This is a genomic window from Sphingobium cloacae (genome assembly GCF_002355855.1).
In the GTDB taxonomy this organism is placed as follows: Bacteria; Pseudomonadota; Alphaproteobacteria; order Sphingomonadales; family Sphingomonadaceae; genus Sphingobium; species Sphingobium cloacae.
The window spans coordinates 1,014,246-1,029,062 of record NZ_AP017655.1; the positions used below are offsets into that span (position 1 = coordinate 1,014,246).

Sequence of the window (14,817 nt, forward strand, 5' to 3'; positions counted from 1 at the left end):
ATGTCAGCGTCCATTCATCGCAGCCGTCACAAAAGGCCGCATGGCTCTATAAAGGAGAAAAGCCCATGAAATCCGCCCTCGCCCTGATGGCGCTCGGCGTTGCCGCGCTTCCCGTTGCAGCGCTCGCCCAGACCAGCGTCACCATCGCCGAGACGGCGCCGGTCGTCACGCTGAACGTCACCGAAACGGTGGAGGCCGCGCCCGACATCGCGACGGTCGGCACCGGCGTCCAGACCCGCGCACCCACCGCCCAGCAGGCCATGACCGACAATGCGGCCAAGATGGACAGGCTGATCGCGGCGTTGACCAAGGCCGGGATCGCCCGCAAGGACATCCAGACCAGCGGCGTCAACCTCAATGCGCAATATGATTATGGCAACCGCGATGGCGATAATTCGGCTCCGCGCTTCCTGGGCTATGAGGCGTCGAACCAGCTGAGCGTCACGCTGCGCGACGTGAAGCGGGTGGGGTCGCTGCTCGACACGATGGTGAAGGCGGGCGCGACCAACATCAACGGGCCCAGCTTCTCCATCGACGATCCCACGCCGATGATCGCGCAGGCCCGCGCCACCGCCCTCAAGACCGCCAAGGCGCAGGCCGATTTCTATGCGCAGGCCGCCGGTTTCCGTACGGCGCGGCTCGTCTCCATCTCGGAAAGCAACAGCGGGGGCAATCCGCCCATGCCGGTGCTGCAAACGGCCCGCTTCAAGGCGGACGCGGCGGCCGCGGCGCCGACGCCGGTCGAACCGGGACAGGTGGGATCGTCGGTAACCCTGACCGTGCAATATGCGCTGGACCGATAAGGCATAGCGCGACGTCAAAAAGCTGGCGCGGCAGGGGTCGCGCCAGCTTTTTATCTGGGAAATGGCGTGGCTGAGAAGATTCGCGCAACAGTTCCGGGTGGGGAGCGGACGGTTTGCTTTTCTCTACCTCCGTTCGCCCTGAGCTTGTCGAAGGGATGTCTGGAATCACTCAAAATTGAAATGTTCCGCGCTCCTGCCTTCGCAGAAGCACGTATATGTCTAGGTGTTCAGTCCGCAACCCACCCAAAAGCCGCCTTTGGCATTGAGGGACTATGCAAATCATGAAAAGCCCGCCAGGATCGCTCCCGGCGGGCCTTTTTCCATCCGATGCTGCCCGGTCAGGCGGCGTCTTCGGCGCGCTTTTTCTTGTCGCTGAAGACGCGGATCGGTTCCTTGCTGCCCGCGACCACATCCTTGTCGACGACCACTTCGCCCACGCCCTCCATCGAGGGCAGGTCGAACATGGTGTCGAGCAGGATCGCTTCGAGGATCGAGCGCAGGCCGCGCGCGCCGGTCTTGCGTTCGATGGCCTTTTTCGCGATCGCCGTCAGGGCGTCGTCGGTGAAGCTGAGTTCCACATTCTCCATGTCGAACAGCTTCTGATACTGCTTCACCAGCGCGTTCTTCGGCTCGACCAGAATCTTGACCAGAGCGGTCACGTCGAGGTCTTCCAGCGTTGCGATGACGGGGAGACGGCCGACAAATTCGGGGATGAGGCCGAATTTCAGCAAATCCTCAGGCTCGCTCTGACGCAGCAGTTCGCCGGTCTTGCGCTCCTCCGGCGCGGCGACGTGGGCGCCGAAGCCGATGGACTTGGCTTCCAGACGGTCGCCGATGATCTTTTCCAGGCCCGCGAACGCGCCGCCGCAGATGAACAGGATGTTGGTCGTGTCGACCTGAAGGAATTCCTGCTGCGGGTGCTTGCGGCCGCCCTGCGGCGGGACGCTGGCGGTGGTGCCTTCCATCAGCTTGAGCAGCGCCTGCTGCACGCCTTCGCCCGACACGTCGCGTGTGATGGAGGGGTTTTCCGCCTTGCGGCTGATCTTGTCGATCTCGTCGATATAGACGATGCCGCGCTGGGCCTTCTCGACATTATAGTCGGACGCCTGGAGGAGCTTGAGGATGATGTTCTCCACATCCTCGCCCACATAACCCGCTTCGGTGAGCGTGGTCGCGTCCGCCATGGTGAAGGGGACGTCGAAGGTCTTCGCCAGCGTCTGCGCCAGCAGCGTCTTGCCGCAGCCGGTGGGGCCGACGAGCAGGATGTTGGACTTGGCGAGTTCGACCTCGCCCGCCTTCGCGCCGTGGTTGAGGCGCTTATAATGGTTGTGGACAGCGACCGACAGGACGCGCTTGGCGCGCTGCTGGCCGATCACATAATCGTCGAGCACGTCGCAGATTTCCTGCGGGGTCGGCACGCCGCCATCCTTCTTGCCGACGAGACCGCCCTTGGTCTCCTCGCGGATGATGTCGTTGCACAGTTCCACGCATTCGTCGCAGATGAATACGGTCGGCCCCGCGATCAGCTTGCGTACCTCATGCTGCGACTTGCCGCAGAAGGAGCAGTAAAGCGTGCTTTTGGAATCGGAGCCCGTCAGCTTTGTCATTCGTCATTCTTCCTTCCCTGCCGCCCGCGAAAAGCCGCTTTTGGCGAGGGATATTGATCCAAGGACCATCCTAGCCCGCGGCGCGCCCGTTTCACAAGGGGTGAAAATGGATACGCCGCGGGACAGGAAAGCATCAACCCTCGAATGTTTCCGTAACTGCCGGACGGCTGCTCCATACCTCATCTACCAAGCCAAATTCCTTGGCTTCCTCAGCCTCCAAGAAGGTGTCGCGATCCATCGCACGTTCCACTTCCTCCAGCGTGCGGCCGGTATATTGCACGTAGAGATTGTTGAGGCGGCTGCGGATTCGCAGGATTTCCTTGGCCTGGATCTCGATGTCGGACGCCATGCCCTGCGCGCCGCCGGACGGCTGGTGCACCATGATGCGCGCGTTGGAGAGCGCGATGCGCTTGCCCGGTTCGCCCGCCGCCAGCAGGAAGCTGCCCATGGAGGCAGCCTGCCCGATGCAGACCGTGCCGACCTGGGGCCGGATATATTTCATGGTGTCGTGGATCGCCATGCCGGCCGTCACCACGCCGCCCGGCGAGTTGATGTACATCCAGATGTCCTTCTTCGGATTTTCCGATTCGAGGAACAGGAGCTGCGCCACGATCAGCGAGGCCATATGATCTTCCACCTGGCCGGTGACGAAGATGAGCCGTTCACGCAGCAGCCGCGAATAGATGTCGAAGCTGCGCTCGCCACGGTTGGACTGTTCGATGACGATGGGGACCAGCGCGGCCATGGGGTCGGACATGATATCGGTCATTTTTGCTCTTTTCCGGGTAATTGCTTTTGCCCGATCCCTACATCGGCACAAAAGCGGAATGGTTCAAGGGGGGCCGTGCGCGCTTCGCCCCGTTCAGTCGCGGCGGGCATAGTCCGAAGGCGCGCGAAAGGCCAGATAGGCGAGCCGCCGCACCTCCCTGCGCCCGCGCACCACCGTGTCGAGGATGAGGCCGCACATCGCAGACAGGGTGGCGAGGATCATGAGCCCCGTCACGAGGATCGCGGTGGGGAAGCGTGGCACGAGGCCGGTCCGCATGTAGGTGACGATCAGCGGTTCCGCGAGGATCAGCGCGGCCACCGCGAGCAGCGCCGCGATGACGCCGAAGAAAAGGACGGGGCGCTCGACACGGTAGAGGGTGATGATGGTCCGCAGGATGCGCCAGCCGTCGCGGTAAGTGGAGAGCTTGCTTTCCGATCCTTCGGGCCGCGCGCCATAGGCGGTGACGACCTCCGCCACCGGCATGGCGAGTTCGAGGGCGTGGACGGACATTTCCGTTTCGATCTCGAAACCCGCCGAGAGGACGGGGAAGCTCTTCACGAAGCGGCGGGAAAAGACGCGATAGCCCGACAATATATCGGTGAAGCTGCGGCCGAAAAGCTGCTTCAGAAGGCTGGTGAGCGCCCAGTTGCCGAAGCGATGGCCGCGGCGATAGGCTTCCTCGACCCCGCTCCTGCGGGAACCGACGACCATGTCGAGATTGTCGGCGAGCATGGCGGCGACCATCCGGGGCGCGGCGGCGGCTTCATAGGTCGCGTCGCCATCGGCCATGACGTAGATGTCGGCGTCCACGTCGGCGAACATGCGGCGCACGACATGGCCCTTGCCCTGCTGGCTCACGCGGCGGACGATGGCTCCGGCTCCGGCGGCGAGTTCGCGGCTGCCGTCCGTGCTGTTGTTGTCGAAGACATAGATGTCGGCATGGGGCAGCGCGCGGCGGAAATCCTCCACCGTCCGCACGATCGCGCCCGCTTCGTTATAGCAGGGAAGGATGACCGCGATGCGCGGCGTGGCGATCCCCTCCCCGCTGCTGATTGCCGGAAATTCCTTCATCTGTTCTTCGACCCCTGCCCGTTCATGGCCGTCATGCCCGAACATCCGTTAAAATGGGGTCTGCCATGACGGGCCGGAAATGAAAAGCGATTGCATGTTCTGCAAGGCCATCGTCGGGGGATGGCTGGTTTTGGCCAAAAGGCGCTCATTCAATCTCCGTTCGGGCTGAGCCCTTCACTGAGCGGAGCGAAGTGGCCTCCCTACGGTCGGCCGTGCCCTTCGACTTCGCTCAGGGCGAGCGGAGTTAGGAAAGCAAACCATCCGCTAACCACCCAAAAATCGGCATTCAACACACATGGCAGGATCGCCAAAGGAAAAGCGCCCGGACTTCGCGGGGAAGCCGGGCGCTTGCTCGGTCAAGCCGATATGGCCTTATTCAGCCTTGGCAGCGGCCTTTTTGGGTGCGGCCTTCTTGGCGGGAGCCTTCTTCTCCGCCTTTTCGGCGGCAGGCTCAGCGTCGGCGGCAGCGGCCTTCTTCGCCGGAGCCTTCTTCGGCTTGGCGGGAGCTGCCTCGGCCTTCTCCTCGGCGGCAGGCGCTTCCTCGGCCTTTTCAGCGGCGGCCTTCTTGGGCGCGGCTTTCTTGGCTTTGGCAGGCTTTTCGTCGTGATCGTGGTCATGACCGCAGCCGGGGCCGTGGACGTGGGGCTTCAGGTCCCCGTCATCGGCTTCGATAGCGGCTTCCAGTTCCTCGCGGCTGACGGCGCGGTCGGTGACTTCGGCCTTGTCGAAAAGGAAATCGACGACCTTGTCCTCATAAAGCGGGGCGCGAAGCTGAGCGGCGGCCATCGGGTCCTGACGGACATATTGGACGAATCGCTCGCGGTCCTGCGGACCATATTGCTGCGCGGCCTGAAGGATCAGGCGGTTCATTTCCTGATCGGACACGACGACGCCATTGGCCTGACCGATTTCCGAGAGCAGCAGGCCCAAACGGACGCGGCGCACGGCGATGGCGCGATAATCGTCCTTCTCCGCTTCCATTTCCTTGAGGGCCGCTTCGGGATCTTCCTCATGGCTGGCTTCGTGCTGAAGCTGCGCCCAGATCTGGTTGAATTCGGCTTCCACCATGCTGGGCGGCACGTCGAAATCGTGCGCGGCGGCCAACTGGTCGAGCAGCTTGCGCTTCATATAGGTGCGGGTCAGGCCGTTATGTTCCTGCTCGATCTGGCCCTTCAGAAGCTCCTTGAGCTTGTCGAGGCCTTCCAGACCCAGCGACTTGGCGAAATCATCGTCCAGCTTGGGCTTGTCGCCGTTCAGGATCGCCTTGACAGTGACGTCGAAGGTCGCCGCCTTGCCCGCCAGATGCTCCGCGCCATAATCCTCGGGGAAGGTGACGGTGATGGTCTTCTCGTCGCCCTTCTTGACGCCGGTCAGCTGCTCTTCGAAGCCGGGGATGAACTGGCCCGAGCCGATCTTGAGCTTGATGTCCTCGGCCGAACCGCCTTCGAAGGGTTCACCGTCGATCTTGCCGACGAAATCGATGGTCAGCGTGTCGCCGTCCTTCGCCTTGTGCGAGGCGGCATATTCCTCCAGCGCGCCCTGCTGGGTCGCGATGCGGCCGGCGGCTTCATCGACCTGAGCGTCGGATACTTCGACGGTCAGACGCTCCAGCTTGATGCCATCGGTGCTGGGGGCCGCGATTTCGGGCAGCACTTCCAGTTCGACCTTCACCTCGGCGTCCTTGCCGAACTCGAACGTCTCGTCCAGCTCGACGGAGGGCTGCATGGCGGGGCGCAGCTTCTGATCGGAGATCAGCTTCTGGATGCTTTCCTGAATCGAGCTGTTGAGCGCGTCGCGCTGCAGCGATTCCCCGTGCATCTTGCGGACCAGATTGGCGGGCACCTTGCCGGGACGGAAGCCGGGCATGCGGACCTGCGGCGCGATGGCCTGCACTTCCTTTTCCACGCGGGCGTCGATGTCCTTCGACGTGATGGTCACGGTGTAGGCGCGCTTCAGGCCCTCGTTCAACGTCTCGACAGTCTGCATCTTTTCTCTCAAACGCTTTCTAAGCTGAATATCGTTGGCGCCCGCGATGCGAGGGGCCTGGCGCACTGGTGCGGGCGAAGGGACTCGAACCCCCACATCTTGCGATACCAGAACCTAAATCTGGCGCGTCTACCAGTTTCGCCACGCCCGCATCGGTCGCCGGTCGGCGCGGCATAGAGAAAAGCGCGCGGGAGGGCAAGTGATAGTCGAGAAAAGGCGGGAACCGGCGTGATGCCCGGTGCGTAGAGGAGGAAACGCCCCTTTTTCAGGAGAGAGAATTTGGCCACGCAACCCGATGGCATTCCGCCGCCCGACACGATCGAACCGCAATCGCCGCCCGAAGCGCCTCCCCCCATCGGCCCGGATGAGACGCCCGCCGGCCAACCCGACGAGATCGAGCCGCAGCAGCCCGATTACGACCAGCCGGATCGCGCGCCGCCCGAGGTGCCGCCGGACAGCTTCCCTTCGTCGGAATAATCCACCAAAGCGGTTCTATGCAAGCAGTTCGCGCACCAATTCGGGCACCAGGCTGCTGGCGGGTCCCATGCGGCTTTCGTCGAAATAGACGCTGCCCGCCGAGGGATCGAGATTGAGTTCCAGCGTCCGCGCGCCGACATGCCGCGCTGTCTGCACAAAACCCGCCGCCGGGTAGACCGCGCCGGACGTGCCGACCGAGACGAACAGGTCCGCCTTGCGGATCGCCTCGTCTATGACCTCCATTTCATAGGGCATTTCGCCAAAGAACACGATGTCCGGGCGGAGCCGGAGTTTGCCGCAGCCCGTGCAGGCCGTTTCCGGGGGTAGCGAGCCTGTCCATGGCACCGCCTTCCCGCAGGCGGCGCAGAGGGCGGAGCATAGCTCGCCATGCATGTGGATCAGGCGCTTCGCCCCTGCCCTTTCGTGCAGATCGTCGACATTCTGCGTGACGATCAGCAGGTCGCCCGGCCATGCGGCGTCGAGGGCGGCGAGCGCCTCATGGGCGGAGTTGGGCTTTACGGCGGCCAGCTTCGCGCGGCGCTCGTCATAGAAGCGATGGACCAGCGCCGGATTGCGGGCCAATGCTTCGGGGGTGCAGACATCCTCGACGCGATGGCCTTCCCATAATCCGTCCGGGCCGCGAAAGATGGCGAGGCCGCTTTCGGCGGAAATGCCCGCGCCGGTCAGAATCACGATGTTGCGAATTTCGCTGTCCATCGCACGGATTTAGCGGATGAGCGGGGGATGACAAAGCCCGCTCGCTCTGGCATCGGCGGGCGATACTTCATATTCGGACAGTGACATGACCAGCATAGGCATTTTCGGCGCGGCGGGCCGCATGGGACGCGCCATAGCGCAGGTGGCGGCGGAGGCGGGCATCGCCGTCGCGGGCGGCACGGATCGCGACGGCAGCGGAGAGCTTGCGCCCGGCATCGCCATCGGCTCCGATCCTGCCGCGTTGGCGCGGGAGAGCGACGTGCTGATTGACTTTTCGGTGCCTGCCGCGCTCGCCGCGCATCTGGACGCCTGCGTGGCGGCGGGGAAGCCGGTGCTGGTCGGCACGACCGGGCTGGAGGCCGGGCATCATGCGCTGATCGATAAAGCCGCGAAGGCCATTCCGGTGCTCCAGACAGGCAATACATCGCTGGGTGTCAATCTGCTGGCGGCGCTGGTGGAGCAGGCGGCGGCGCGGCTGGGTGACGATTGGGACGTGGAGATCGTGGAAATGCATCACCGGCATAAGGTGGATGCGCCGTCCGGCACGGCCCTGCTGCTGGGCGAGGCGGCGGCGCGGGGGCGCGGCATCGCTCTCGCCGACCATAGCGAGCGCGGGCGCGATGGCATCACCGGCGCTCGGGCGAAGGGCGCGATCGGTTTCGCGGCGCTGCGCGGCGGATCGGTGGCGGGCGATCATCAGGTGATCCTGGCCAGCGAGGGCGAGCGGATCGAGCTGGGGCATCGCGCCGAGAACCGCGTGATCTTCGCGCGCGGGGCGGTGAAGGGCGCGCTGTGGCTGGGCGGGCAGCCGGCGGGGCGATACGACATGAAGGCGGTGCTGGGCCTCTAGGCGCATGAACAAGGCGCAGATCTTCGAATTTTTCAGCCGTCTGGCGGAGGCGAATCCGGCGCCCCGCACGGAGCTGGAATATGGCAACGACTATCAGTTGCTGGTCGCGGTGGTGCTCTCCGCGCAGGCGACGGACGTAGGCGTCAACAAGGCGACCCGCGCCCTCTTCCGCGAGGTGGAGACACCCGCGCAGATGGTGGCGCTGGGCGAAGAGGGCCTCAAGCAGCATATCAGGACCATCGGCCTCTACAACGCCAAGGCGAAGAATGTGATCGCCCTGTCGGACATACTGGTCCGCGATTTCGGGGGAAAGGTGCCGCGGGATCGCGATACGCTGACCACTCTGCCCGGCGTCGGGCGCAAGACCGCCAATGTCGTGATGAACACCGCCTTCGGGGAGGAGACGTTCGCGGTCGACACGCATATCTTCCGCGTGGGCAACCGGACCGGACTCGCGCCCGGGAAGACGCCGCTAGCCGTGGAGCAGAAGCTGGAGGCGCGCGTGCCGGGGCCGTTCCGGCGGGACGCGCATCACTGGCTGATCCTGCACGGCCGCTATGTGTGCAAGGCGCGCAAGCCCGAATGCTGGCGCTGCGTCGTCGCCGACCTGTGCCGCTACAAGCCCAAGACGCCGCCGCCCGCCGCCGCGAAGGCCGCCTGATCCATTCCGTTCTCGTCCGGTTCAGACAAGTTGTGGCAGGAAAGAGACGGATCGCCATGCCCCGCGTCGTCGTTATGGCATGGCAAAGGAGAATGAACATGCCTTCTCATAACAGCTATCGCCGCCTCGCTTCGCTGGCGCTGGGCGCCGCGCTCATCTGCTCCGCCCTTCCCGCCGGCGCCAAGACGAAGCCCGACAACCTCGTCCCGGCGGGCGATCCGGTCGATTGCGTCCAGATCGTCAATATCCGCAACAGCGACGTGCGGGACGACCGGACGATCGACTTCGTGATGAACGGCGGGAAGGTCTATCGCAACACGCTGCCCAACAGCTGCCCCAGCCTGGGTTTCGAAAAGCGATTCACCTATGCCACCAGCCTGTCGCAGCTTTGTTCGGTGGACATCATCACCGTGCTGCAAGGTGGCGGCCCCGGCCTGATGCGCGGCGCAAGCTGTGGCCTCGGCCAGTTCCAGCCGATGCAGAAGACCGCGAAATAAGATTGCCGCGAAAGGCATTTTGATGCTGGCGCGGGCCGCTTCCCTTTGCTAAGCGGCCTGCCACGGCGATATGCACTCGTAGCTCAGCTGGATAGAGCGCTGCCCTCCGAAGGCTGATGTCAAGCGGAACGAATGTGAGAAGGAGGTCGAAAAACACTTGAAATACAGCGCTTTGAGAGCACCGAGGTTGGCGCTTTCAACTCTCAGATTTTTCGCGTAAGCACCGCGTAAGCATAATGCACCCGTAGCTCAGCTGGATAGAGCGCCACCCTCCGAAGGTGGAGGCCACACGTTCGAATCGTGTCGGGTGCACCAAATTCCGCCGCCGGGCGCCGTTTATGCGCGTAAGCCGCACAGGCTACGATCGGCGCAAACTCAGTGTTTGCATGATCGTAGGCACGGCGGTCATCGACGGGAAAAAAGTTCGAGTCCTGTGGGGTGCAACGAACTTTCATTACATGAAGAATCGGAATTGGTAGGGTGTGCTGCCAAGATTCGTCATGCGCTTGAGGACACGCGCAAGCACCTTCGCATAACTCATCGTTACGGGTAGCGGATCATACAGCCCATCATTGTTCCAGTTCATCTTCGACAAGGCGAGCGCCGCGCGGGCGCTGTCGTCCCACGTGCCGTGCCCGGCATGGCGGACAAGTCGGATCGGACGCGGCGTGCCGCGCTGACCCTGAAAATAGGTTTTCGATCCCAAAGTCTCCACGGCGCCGTGCATCCACAGTAGTGCCTCGCGCTCGCCAAGCCCGATCAGTGAGCCACGCTTGACTGGAAACGCCGCCGCCTTACCTCCGGGACTGGCCTGGTCGCGTTCCCAACGCGCGCCGCGCCAGCCCACATCCTCGACCACTTGGATCAAATCGACCGCTTCGCACAGCGGTAGCGCCTCGAAACAGCCGAGCACTTCGGCATCTTTGAACTCGGTTGATTTGTGGACCATCACCCGGCGCGGCGAGCGTCCGCCATGTCGGTGGCGATACAGCGTCATCGACCGCGTGATGACACGGAACATCTCGGCCTGTGACAAAAAGGGATTATCGCGTTGCACCTGCACATCTGCCGTGTCGTAGGCGATAAATTCCAGGCCAGCGCCCTCCGCGTCGAACACCTGGCTACAACAAGTCACAAATCGCGGTTTGTCGGCACCGTTCGACCGCACCGCATAGGAAATGCCGATATAGGCTGTTTCTGGATCCACGTCGGCTAGCTTCCAGGGAACGCCGCCGGCCTTGGCATACAGCGCCAGCCCGACTCGCCACATCACGCTCGCACGGCAGCGATAAGCGAGCGCCTTGTCTTCGCGAACGATCTGGATCGGCATCCCGCGCGCGGCCGTATAGGCTTTGAGATGATCGTGGAGATCGAAATCGTCCCCCGTGCCATAGAAGCCACGCTCCCATCGCTGCGGTAGGTAGATGAACAAGACGTCGAACTCGCTGCGGAACGCCTCAAGCGGCTGGATCGCACGAACGAGCTGTTCGGCGAGCAACACGTGCGGCATCGCCGATTGCGCCATCTCGCTCTCAAACGATCCGTCCAGCTCGACACGGCATTTCTTGGTTGCCGCCGTCACGCGCATGTCGAACACGGTATTGAAGCCCGGCCAATCCGGCAGATAGTCGGTTCGCTCGACCGGGCGCACGCTCTGGCTCAGCTCACGCATGAATGCGAACAGTCGCTCGGACTCGCCCTTCGGGGCCAGCGTCGCTACGCGGATCGGCGATTGCACCAAACCGCGCGAATGGGGGCCGAACCGCTTGAGCCCGCGCAGCGGATGAATGTCCCGCTCGCTCGTTCGCTCGGGATGAAACACCAGCTCGGGTTCCGGATACCATATGGTCGGGGCGATCTCGCTCGTCATGGCTGTACCAGCTTAGAGAAGGCCGTGTTTTTCCCGACTGCGAAGCGAGCATCGATCCCGTCGCCAATCGACAGCGCCGGAAGCGCTTCGCCGGCAAGGTGCTTTGCCCAAAAATCGATAAGCCGATCGAGGTCACGATTATAGCGTTTCACCGTCCGTTCGCGCGCGAAATCGGCGGTGATCGCTTTGGTCGCGTCCGTGACACCCTCAAACACGATCTTTGGATCAAGCAGCAGCCAAAGACCGTCGTCCGCCCAGTCAAGCCGGACCCCGACCCCCTCGTGCCATTTCAGGTCCGGGTGTTTGGGCATGGTGCCAGTCGTCTGACGAGTTATCGCGCGAAGCCCATCCCATGCGCTGTCGGCGGCATCTACTGGCACGAGCAAATCAGCGCTGCGGCGGCGGATCGCACGAACATTCTTGGCGGCACACAGCGCCTCTACCAAGGCGTCGCGTAGCAGGCCACGTTCGCCGGACTCATAGCGCAGGCGCCGCTTCTCGAAGGTGGCCAGATCGAAAGCAGTGATTCCGAACGGGTCGAACACTCGACGGAACTCGGCATCGCTGCCGAAACCGAGCACGCCCGCTTGCGTGCGCGTCACGATCAGGCGTGCGTTCGCCTCGGCGACAGCGGAGCGCGCCGCTGCGACACCCTCGATCGTGCATACCAGCTTGCGGCAATTGGCCGGGATGGTGACGGCAAGCCCGTTGAGCCGAATGAGGGGCCAGCCCCGCTGGCCGGAGGGCTCGGGAGCGCCCGACACGCGCGACCGTCCTGTTGCCAGTGCGTTGAGAGCGGATGTGTCGAGCGCGGGCAGCAGCCGCACGAGATCACGCAATATCTCATCGAAGCTCTCAATCCGCACCAGCCCGCACTCAACGCCCGCGTCGCTGGCGCGCTGGAGAAGTCGGATGACCCGTCCGAGCGGTGGATCGCTGCCGCGATGCAGCCAGAACAGTCCGCCAGGATAACCGCCCGGCTGATCGAGCGCCGTTTCAAGCGCGTCCATCACTGAATGTCAAACGGCGTTCAAAAGGGACCCCCGATCGGCGTCGAAGAGGGACCCCCTTTTTCGGATATGATGTTGGTTTGTTGAAGATGGCCTTGCGCTGCGTGCGGCGGAGGGCGGGCGTAGCCCGACCGGAGGCGCGCGCAGCGCAAGATAGATTTTTGAAGGCGCCGAAGGTAGCGGTCAGCTGCGGTTTTTGAAGCGCCAGCTGTCGTTGCCCGTCTCGATGATATCGCAGTGGTGGGTGACGCGGTCGAGCAGCGCCGTAGTCATCTTGGGATCCCCGAAGACGGTAGGCCACTCGCCGAAGGCAAGGTTGGTGGTGATGATGACGCTGGTGCGCTCATAAAGCTTGCTGATGAGGTGGAACAGCAACTGCCCTCCCGAGCGTGCGAACGGCAGATATCCAAGCTCGTCGAGCACGATCAGATCGAGCCGCGACAGCTGCGCCGCCAGGGTCCCGCCTTTGCCGATCCGGGTCTCCTCTTCGAGGCGTGTCACCAGATCGACGGTGTTGAAGTAGCGGGCGCGAGCGCCCCTTCGCACGACATTGGCGGTGATCGCGATGGCGAGGTGGGTCTTGCCTGTCCCCGTGCCGCCGACCAGCACGATATTGCGGCGAGGCGGGAGGAAGGAGCCATCGTGAAGGGAGCGGATCATCTCCTCATTGATCGGTGTGCCCTCGAAGCTGAACCGCTCCAGGTCCTTCACCACGGGCAGCCTCGCAGCCGTCATCCGATAGCGGATGGAGGCTGCATCCCGGTGGGTCGCCTCAGCACGGAGCAGGTCGGTCAGTATCTCCATGGTGGTGCGCTTGCGCTGGAGGCCGGTGGTGACCGCCTCGTCGAACGCCGCCGCCATGCCCTTGAGTCCGAGGCCGCGCATCGTGTCGATCATATCATGCCGCTGCATCATAGCCTCGCAGCAGATCATAGCGGGCACAGTCGGCGAGCGGAGGATGCTGCAGCATCCGGTCTTCCGAAGTGACGATGCTGTGGGGTGTCGCCGGCTCGCGGCGCCGGGAGAGGATGTTGAGGATCAGCTCGTCGCTGGCCGTTCCGTTCGCCAACGCTTCGCGCACGGCAGCCTCTACCGGCTCCAGGCCATCGGTGAGCACCGCCGAGAGGACCCGCACGAACCTGCGATCGGCCTCGTCCCCGGTGCCGAGCCTTCGCCGTAATCGGTGCAGGGCGGGCGGCAGATCCCAGTCCTGGAACGGTGCGCCGTTACGCAGCGCGCCGGGCTTGTGCGCGAGGACCGGCAGATAATGCCAGGGATCGTATATCGTGCGGTTCCGACCGAAGTGGCGCTCATGCTCCCCGACGATCGCATCGCCGCAGCGTATGACGATGCGATCGGCATAGGAGCGCACCTGAACGGTCCGGCGTGCGGCCGTCGACATGACCGAGTAGCGGTTGCGATCGAAGCTGATGAGGCAGGTGCCGGTGACGGCATGCTCGCTCTCATGGAAGCCGTCGAACGGTGCCAGGATCGGCTGCAGGGCCGGTCGCTCCATATCCAGCGCCTCGGCGACGGTAATATCCCCGCGTTCGGGATGGGCATGATGCTCGGCCCAGCGCCGGCACTCGGCCTCCAGCCACCCGTTGAGCTCGGCCAGGCTGGCGAACCGGAGTCGCGGCTGGAAGAAGCGGCCTCGGATCGTCTGGACCTGCTGCTCGACCTGGCCCTTCTCCCATCCCGCCGCCGGCGAGCAGGCGGTCGGCTCGACCATGTAATGATCGGTCATGATCAGGAAGCGGCGGTTGAACACACGCTCCTTGCCGGTGAACACGGCCGTCACCGCCGTCTTCATATTATCGTAGATACCGCGTCGCGGCACACCGCCGAAGAACGCGAACGCCCGGGCATGGGCATCGAACAGCATCTCCTGGCCCTCGCGCGGATAGGCCCGGACATAGGGTGCGCGCGAGTCGCAGAGACGCATATGCGCCACCTTCACCCGCATCGGCTTGCCGGCGATCTCCACATCCTCGTGGCTCCAGTCGAACTGGTAGGCCTCACCCGGCTGGAAGGTCATCGGGATGAACGCCGGTGCGCCTTCGCCAGCATCCTTCCGCCGCGCAGCACGCCAGCGCGCCGCATAGCGGCGCACCGCATCATAGGATCCATCGAACCCCTCGCGCACCAGCAGGTCATGGATACGCGTCATCCGTAGCCGATCGCGGCGGCCGCGCCCCTCGTTCTCCTCAAGCAGCGCATCGAGACGATCCTGATAAGGACCGATCCGCGGCAGCGGCTGGACTTTGCGCTGATAGTTGAACGCCGCCTCCGGCGACCGGATCGCCTTGCGGACTACCTTCCGCGACAAACGAAGGTCGCGCGCGATCGCCTTGATCGCCTTCCCCCCTGCATGCTCACGCCGAATCCGAACCACTGTCTCCACGATCAACATCCCGTTCTCGCCAACTGATCAAAACCAGTCGGCCGACTAAATCCCCGGGATGAAGGGGTCCTTTTTGCACGCCGATCACCCCACGA

General features: G+C 63.7%; 14 protein-coding genes and 3 tRNA genes. 7 read left to right on the forward strand and 10 right to left on the reverse strand.

Translation table 11 applies throughout. The features are described from left to right. The first annotated feature begins 65 nt into the window (after window positions 1-65). Window positions 66-803 (forward strand): SIMPL domain-containing protein, encoded by a 738-nt coding sequence (locus tag SCLO_RS04980; RefSeq protein WP_066514243.1) that lies wholly within the window; start codon window positions 66-68, stop codon window positions 801-803. Between the two features lie 338 nt (window positions 804-1,141). Here the strand turns inward: SCLO_RS04980 and clpX are convergent, their stop codons facing one another. The 5 genes from clpX to SCLO_RS05005 all read right to left on the reverse strand — a co-directional run bounded on the left by clpX (window position 1,142) and on the right by SCLO_RS05005 (window position 6,387). Beyond that, the gene (clpX, locus tag SCLO_RS04985; RefSeq protein ID WP_066514248.1) at window positions 1,142-2,410 is read right to left on the reverse strand and encodes an ATP-dependent Clp protease ATP-binding subunit ClpX; all 1,269 of its coding nucleotides are present in this window, start codon (window positions 2,408-2,410) and stop codon (window positions 1,142-1,144) included. A 133-nt stretch (window positions 2,411-2,543) separates the two neighbouring features. Further along, window positions 2,544-3,179 (reverse strand): ATP-dependent Clp endopeptidase proteolytic subunit ClpP, encoded by a 636-nt coding sequence (gene clpP / locus SCLO_RS04990; RefSeq protein WP_066514251.1) that lies wholly within the window; start codon window positions 3,177-3,179, stop codon window positions 2,544-2,546. A gap of 93 nt (window positions 3,180-3,272) precedes the next feature. Further along, a complete protein-coding gene (locus SCLO_RS04995) occupies window positions 3,273-4,250 on the reverse strand; it encodes a glycosyltransferase family 2 protein (RefSeq protein WP_066514324.1) in 978 nt (325 codons plus the stop codon). A gap of 372 nt (window positions 4,251-4,622) precedes the next feature. Next, window positions 4,623-6,236, reverse strand: coding sequence for a trigger factor (tig, locus tag SCLO_RS05000; RefSeq protein ID WP_066514253.1), 1,614 nt, complete (start codon window positions 6,234-6,236; stop codon window positions 4,623-4,625). A gap of 66 nt (window positions 6,237-6,302) precedes the next feature. Beyond that, window positions 6,303-6,387: transfer RNA gene (locus SCLO_RS05005), tRNA-Leu, on the reverse strand. Window positions 6,388-6,515: 128 nt separating this feature from the next. Here SCLO_RS05005 and SCLO_RS05010 point away from each other — a divergent pair. After that, entirely contained in the window at window positions 6,516-6,713 is a 198-nt protein-coding gene (locus SCLO_RS05010) for a hypothetical protein (RefSeq protein WP_066514259.1), read from the forward strand. 15 nt (window positions 6,714-6,728) lie between these two features. On the opposite strand, the gene SCLO_RS05015 is transcribed toward SCLO_RS05010, so the two are convergent. Next, window positions 6,729-7,430, reverse strand: coding sequence for an NAD-dependent deacylase (locus SCLO_RS05015; RefSeq protein ID WP_066514261.1), 702 nt, complete (start codon window positions 7,428-7,430; stop codon window positions 6,729-6,731). A gap of 85 nt (window positions 7,431-7,515) precedes the next feature. Between SCLO_RS05015 and dapB the strand changes: the two genes are divergently transcribed. From dapB to SCLO_RS05035, 5 genes are all read left to right on the forward strand, one after another. Next, window positions 7,516-8,280 (forward strand): 4-hydroxy-tetrahydrodipicolinate reductase, encoded by a 765-nt coding sequence (gene dapB, locus SCLO_RS05020; protein ID WP_066514263.1) that lies wholly within the window; start codon window positions 7,516-7,518, stop codon window positions 8,278-8,280. A gap of 4 nt (window positions 8,281-8,284) precedes the next feature. Further along, window positions 8,285-8,941 carry an endonuclease III gene (gene nth / locus SCLO_RS05025; protein ID WP_066514264.1) on the forward strand — a complete coding sequence of 219 codons (657 nt, stop codon included), beginning with the start codon at window positions 8,285-8,287 and terminating at the stop codon, window positions 8,939-8,941. A 98-nt stretch (window positions 8,942-9,039) separates the two neighbouring features. Next, window positions 9,040-9,438, forward strand: a complete 399-nt coding sequence (locus SCLO_RS05030; RefSeq protein WP_066514326.1) for a hypothetical protein — start codon at window positions 9,040-9,042, stop codon at window positions 9,436-9,438. 72 nt (window positions 9,439-9,510) lie between these two features. Continuing rightward, window positions 9,511-9,619: transfer RNA gene (locus SCLO_RS23245), tRNA-Arg, on the forward strand. A gap of 57 nt (window positions 9,620-9,676) precedes the next feature. After that, window positions 9,677-9,753: transfer RNA gene (locus tag SCLO_RS05035), tRNA-Arg, on the forward strand. A gap of 139 nt (window positions 9,754-9,892) precedes the next feature. On the opposite strand, the gene SCLO_RS05040 is transcribed toward SCLO_RS05035, so the two are convergent. The 4 genes from SCLO_RS05040 to istA all read right to left on the reverse strand — a co-directional run bounded on the left by SCLO_RS05040 (window position 9,893) and on the right by istA (window position 14,731). After that, window positions 9,893-11,308, reverse strand: a complete 1,416-nt coding sequence (locus SCLO_RS05040) for an argonaute/piwi family protein (protein ID WP_066514271.1) — start codon at window positions 11,306-11,308, stop codon at window positions 9,893-9,895. After that, window positions 11,305-12,318: a hypothetical protein gene (locus SCLO_RS05045; RefSeq protein WP_066514273.1), complete on the reverse strand. Its 1,014-nt coding sequence runs from the start codon at window positions 12,316-12,318 to the stop codon at window positions 11,305-11,307. The genes SCLO_RS05040 and SCLO_RS05045 overlap by 4 nt, the downstream gene beginning before the upstream one ends. Window positions 12,319-12,501: 183 nt before the next feature. After that, entirely contained in the window at window positions 12,502-13,230 is a 729-nt protein-coding gene (gene istB, locus SCLO_RS05050) for an IS21-like element helper ATPase IstB (protein ID WP_096362194.1), read from the reverse strand. Continuing rightward, window positions 13,217-14,731, reverse strand: coding sequence for an IS21 family transposase (istA, locus tag SCLO_RS05055; RefSeq protein ID WP_096362065.1), 1,515 nt, complete (start codon window positions 14,729-14,731; stop codon window positions 13,217-13,219). The genes istB and istA overlap by 14 nt, the downstream gene beginning before the upstream one ends. Window positions 14,732-14,817: the final 86 nt, after the last annotated feature.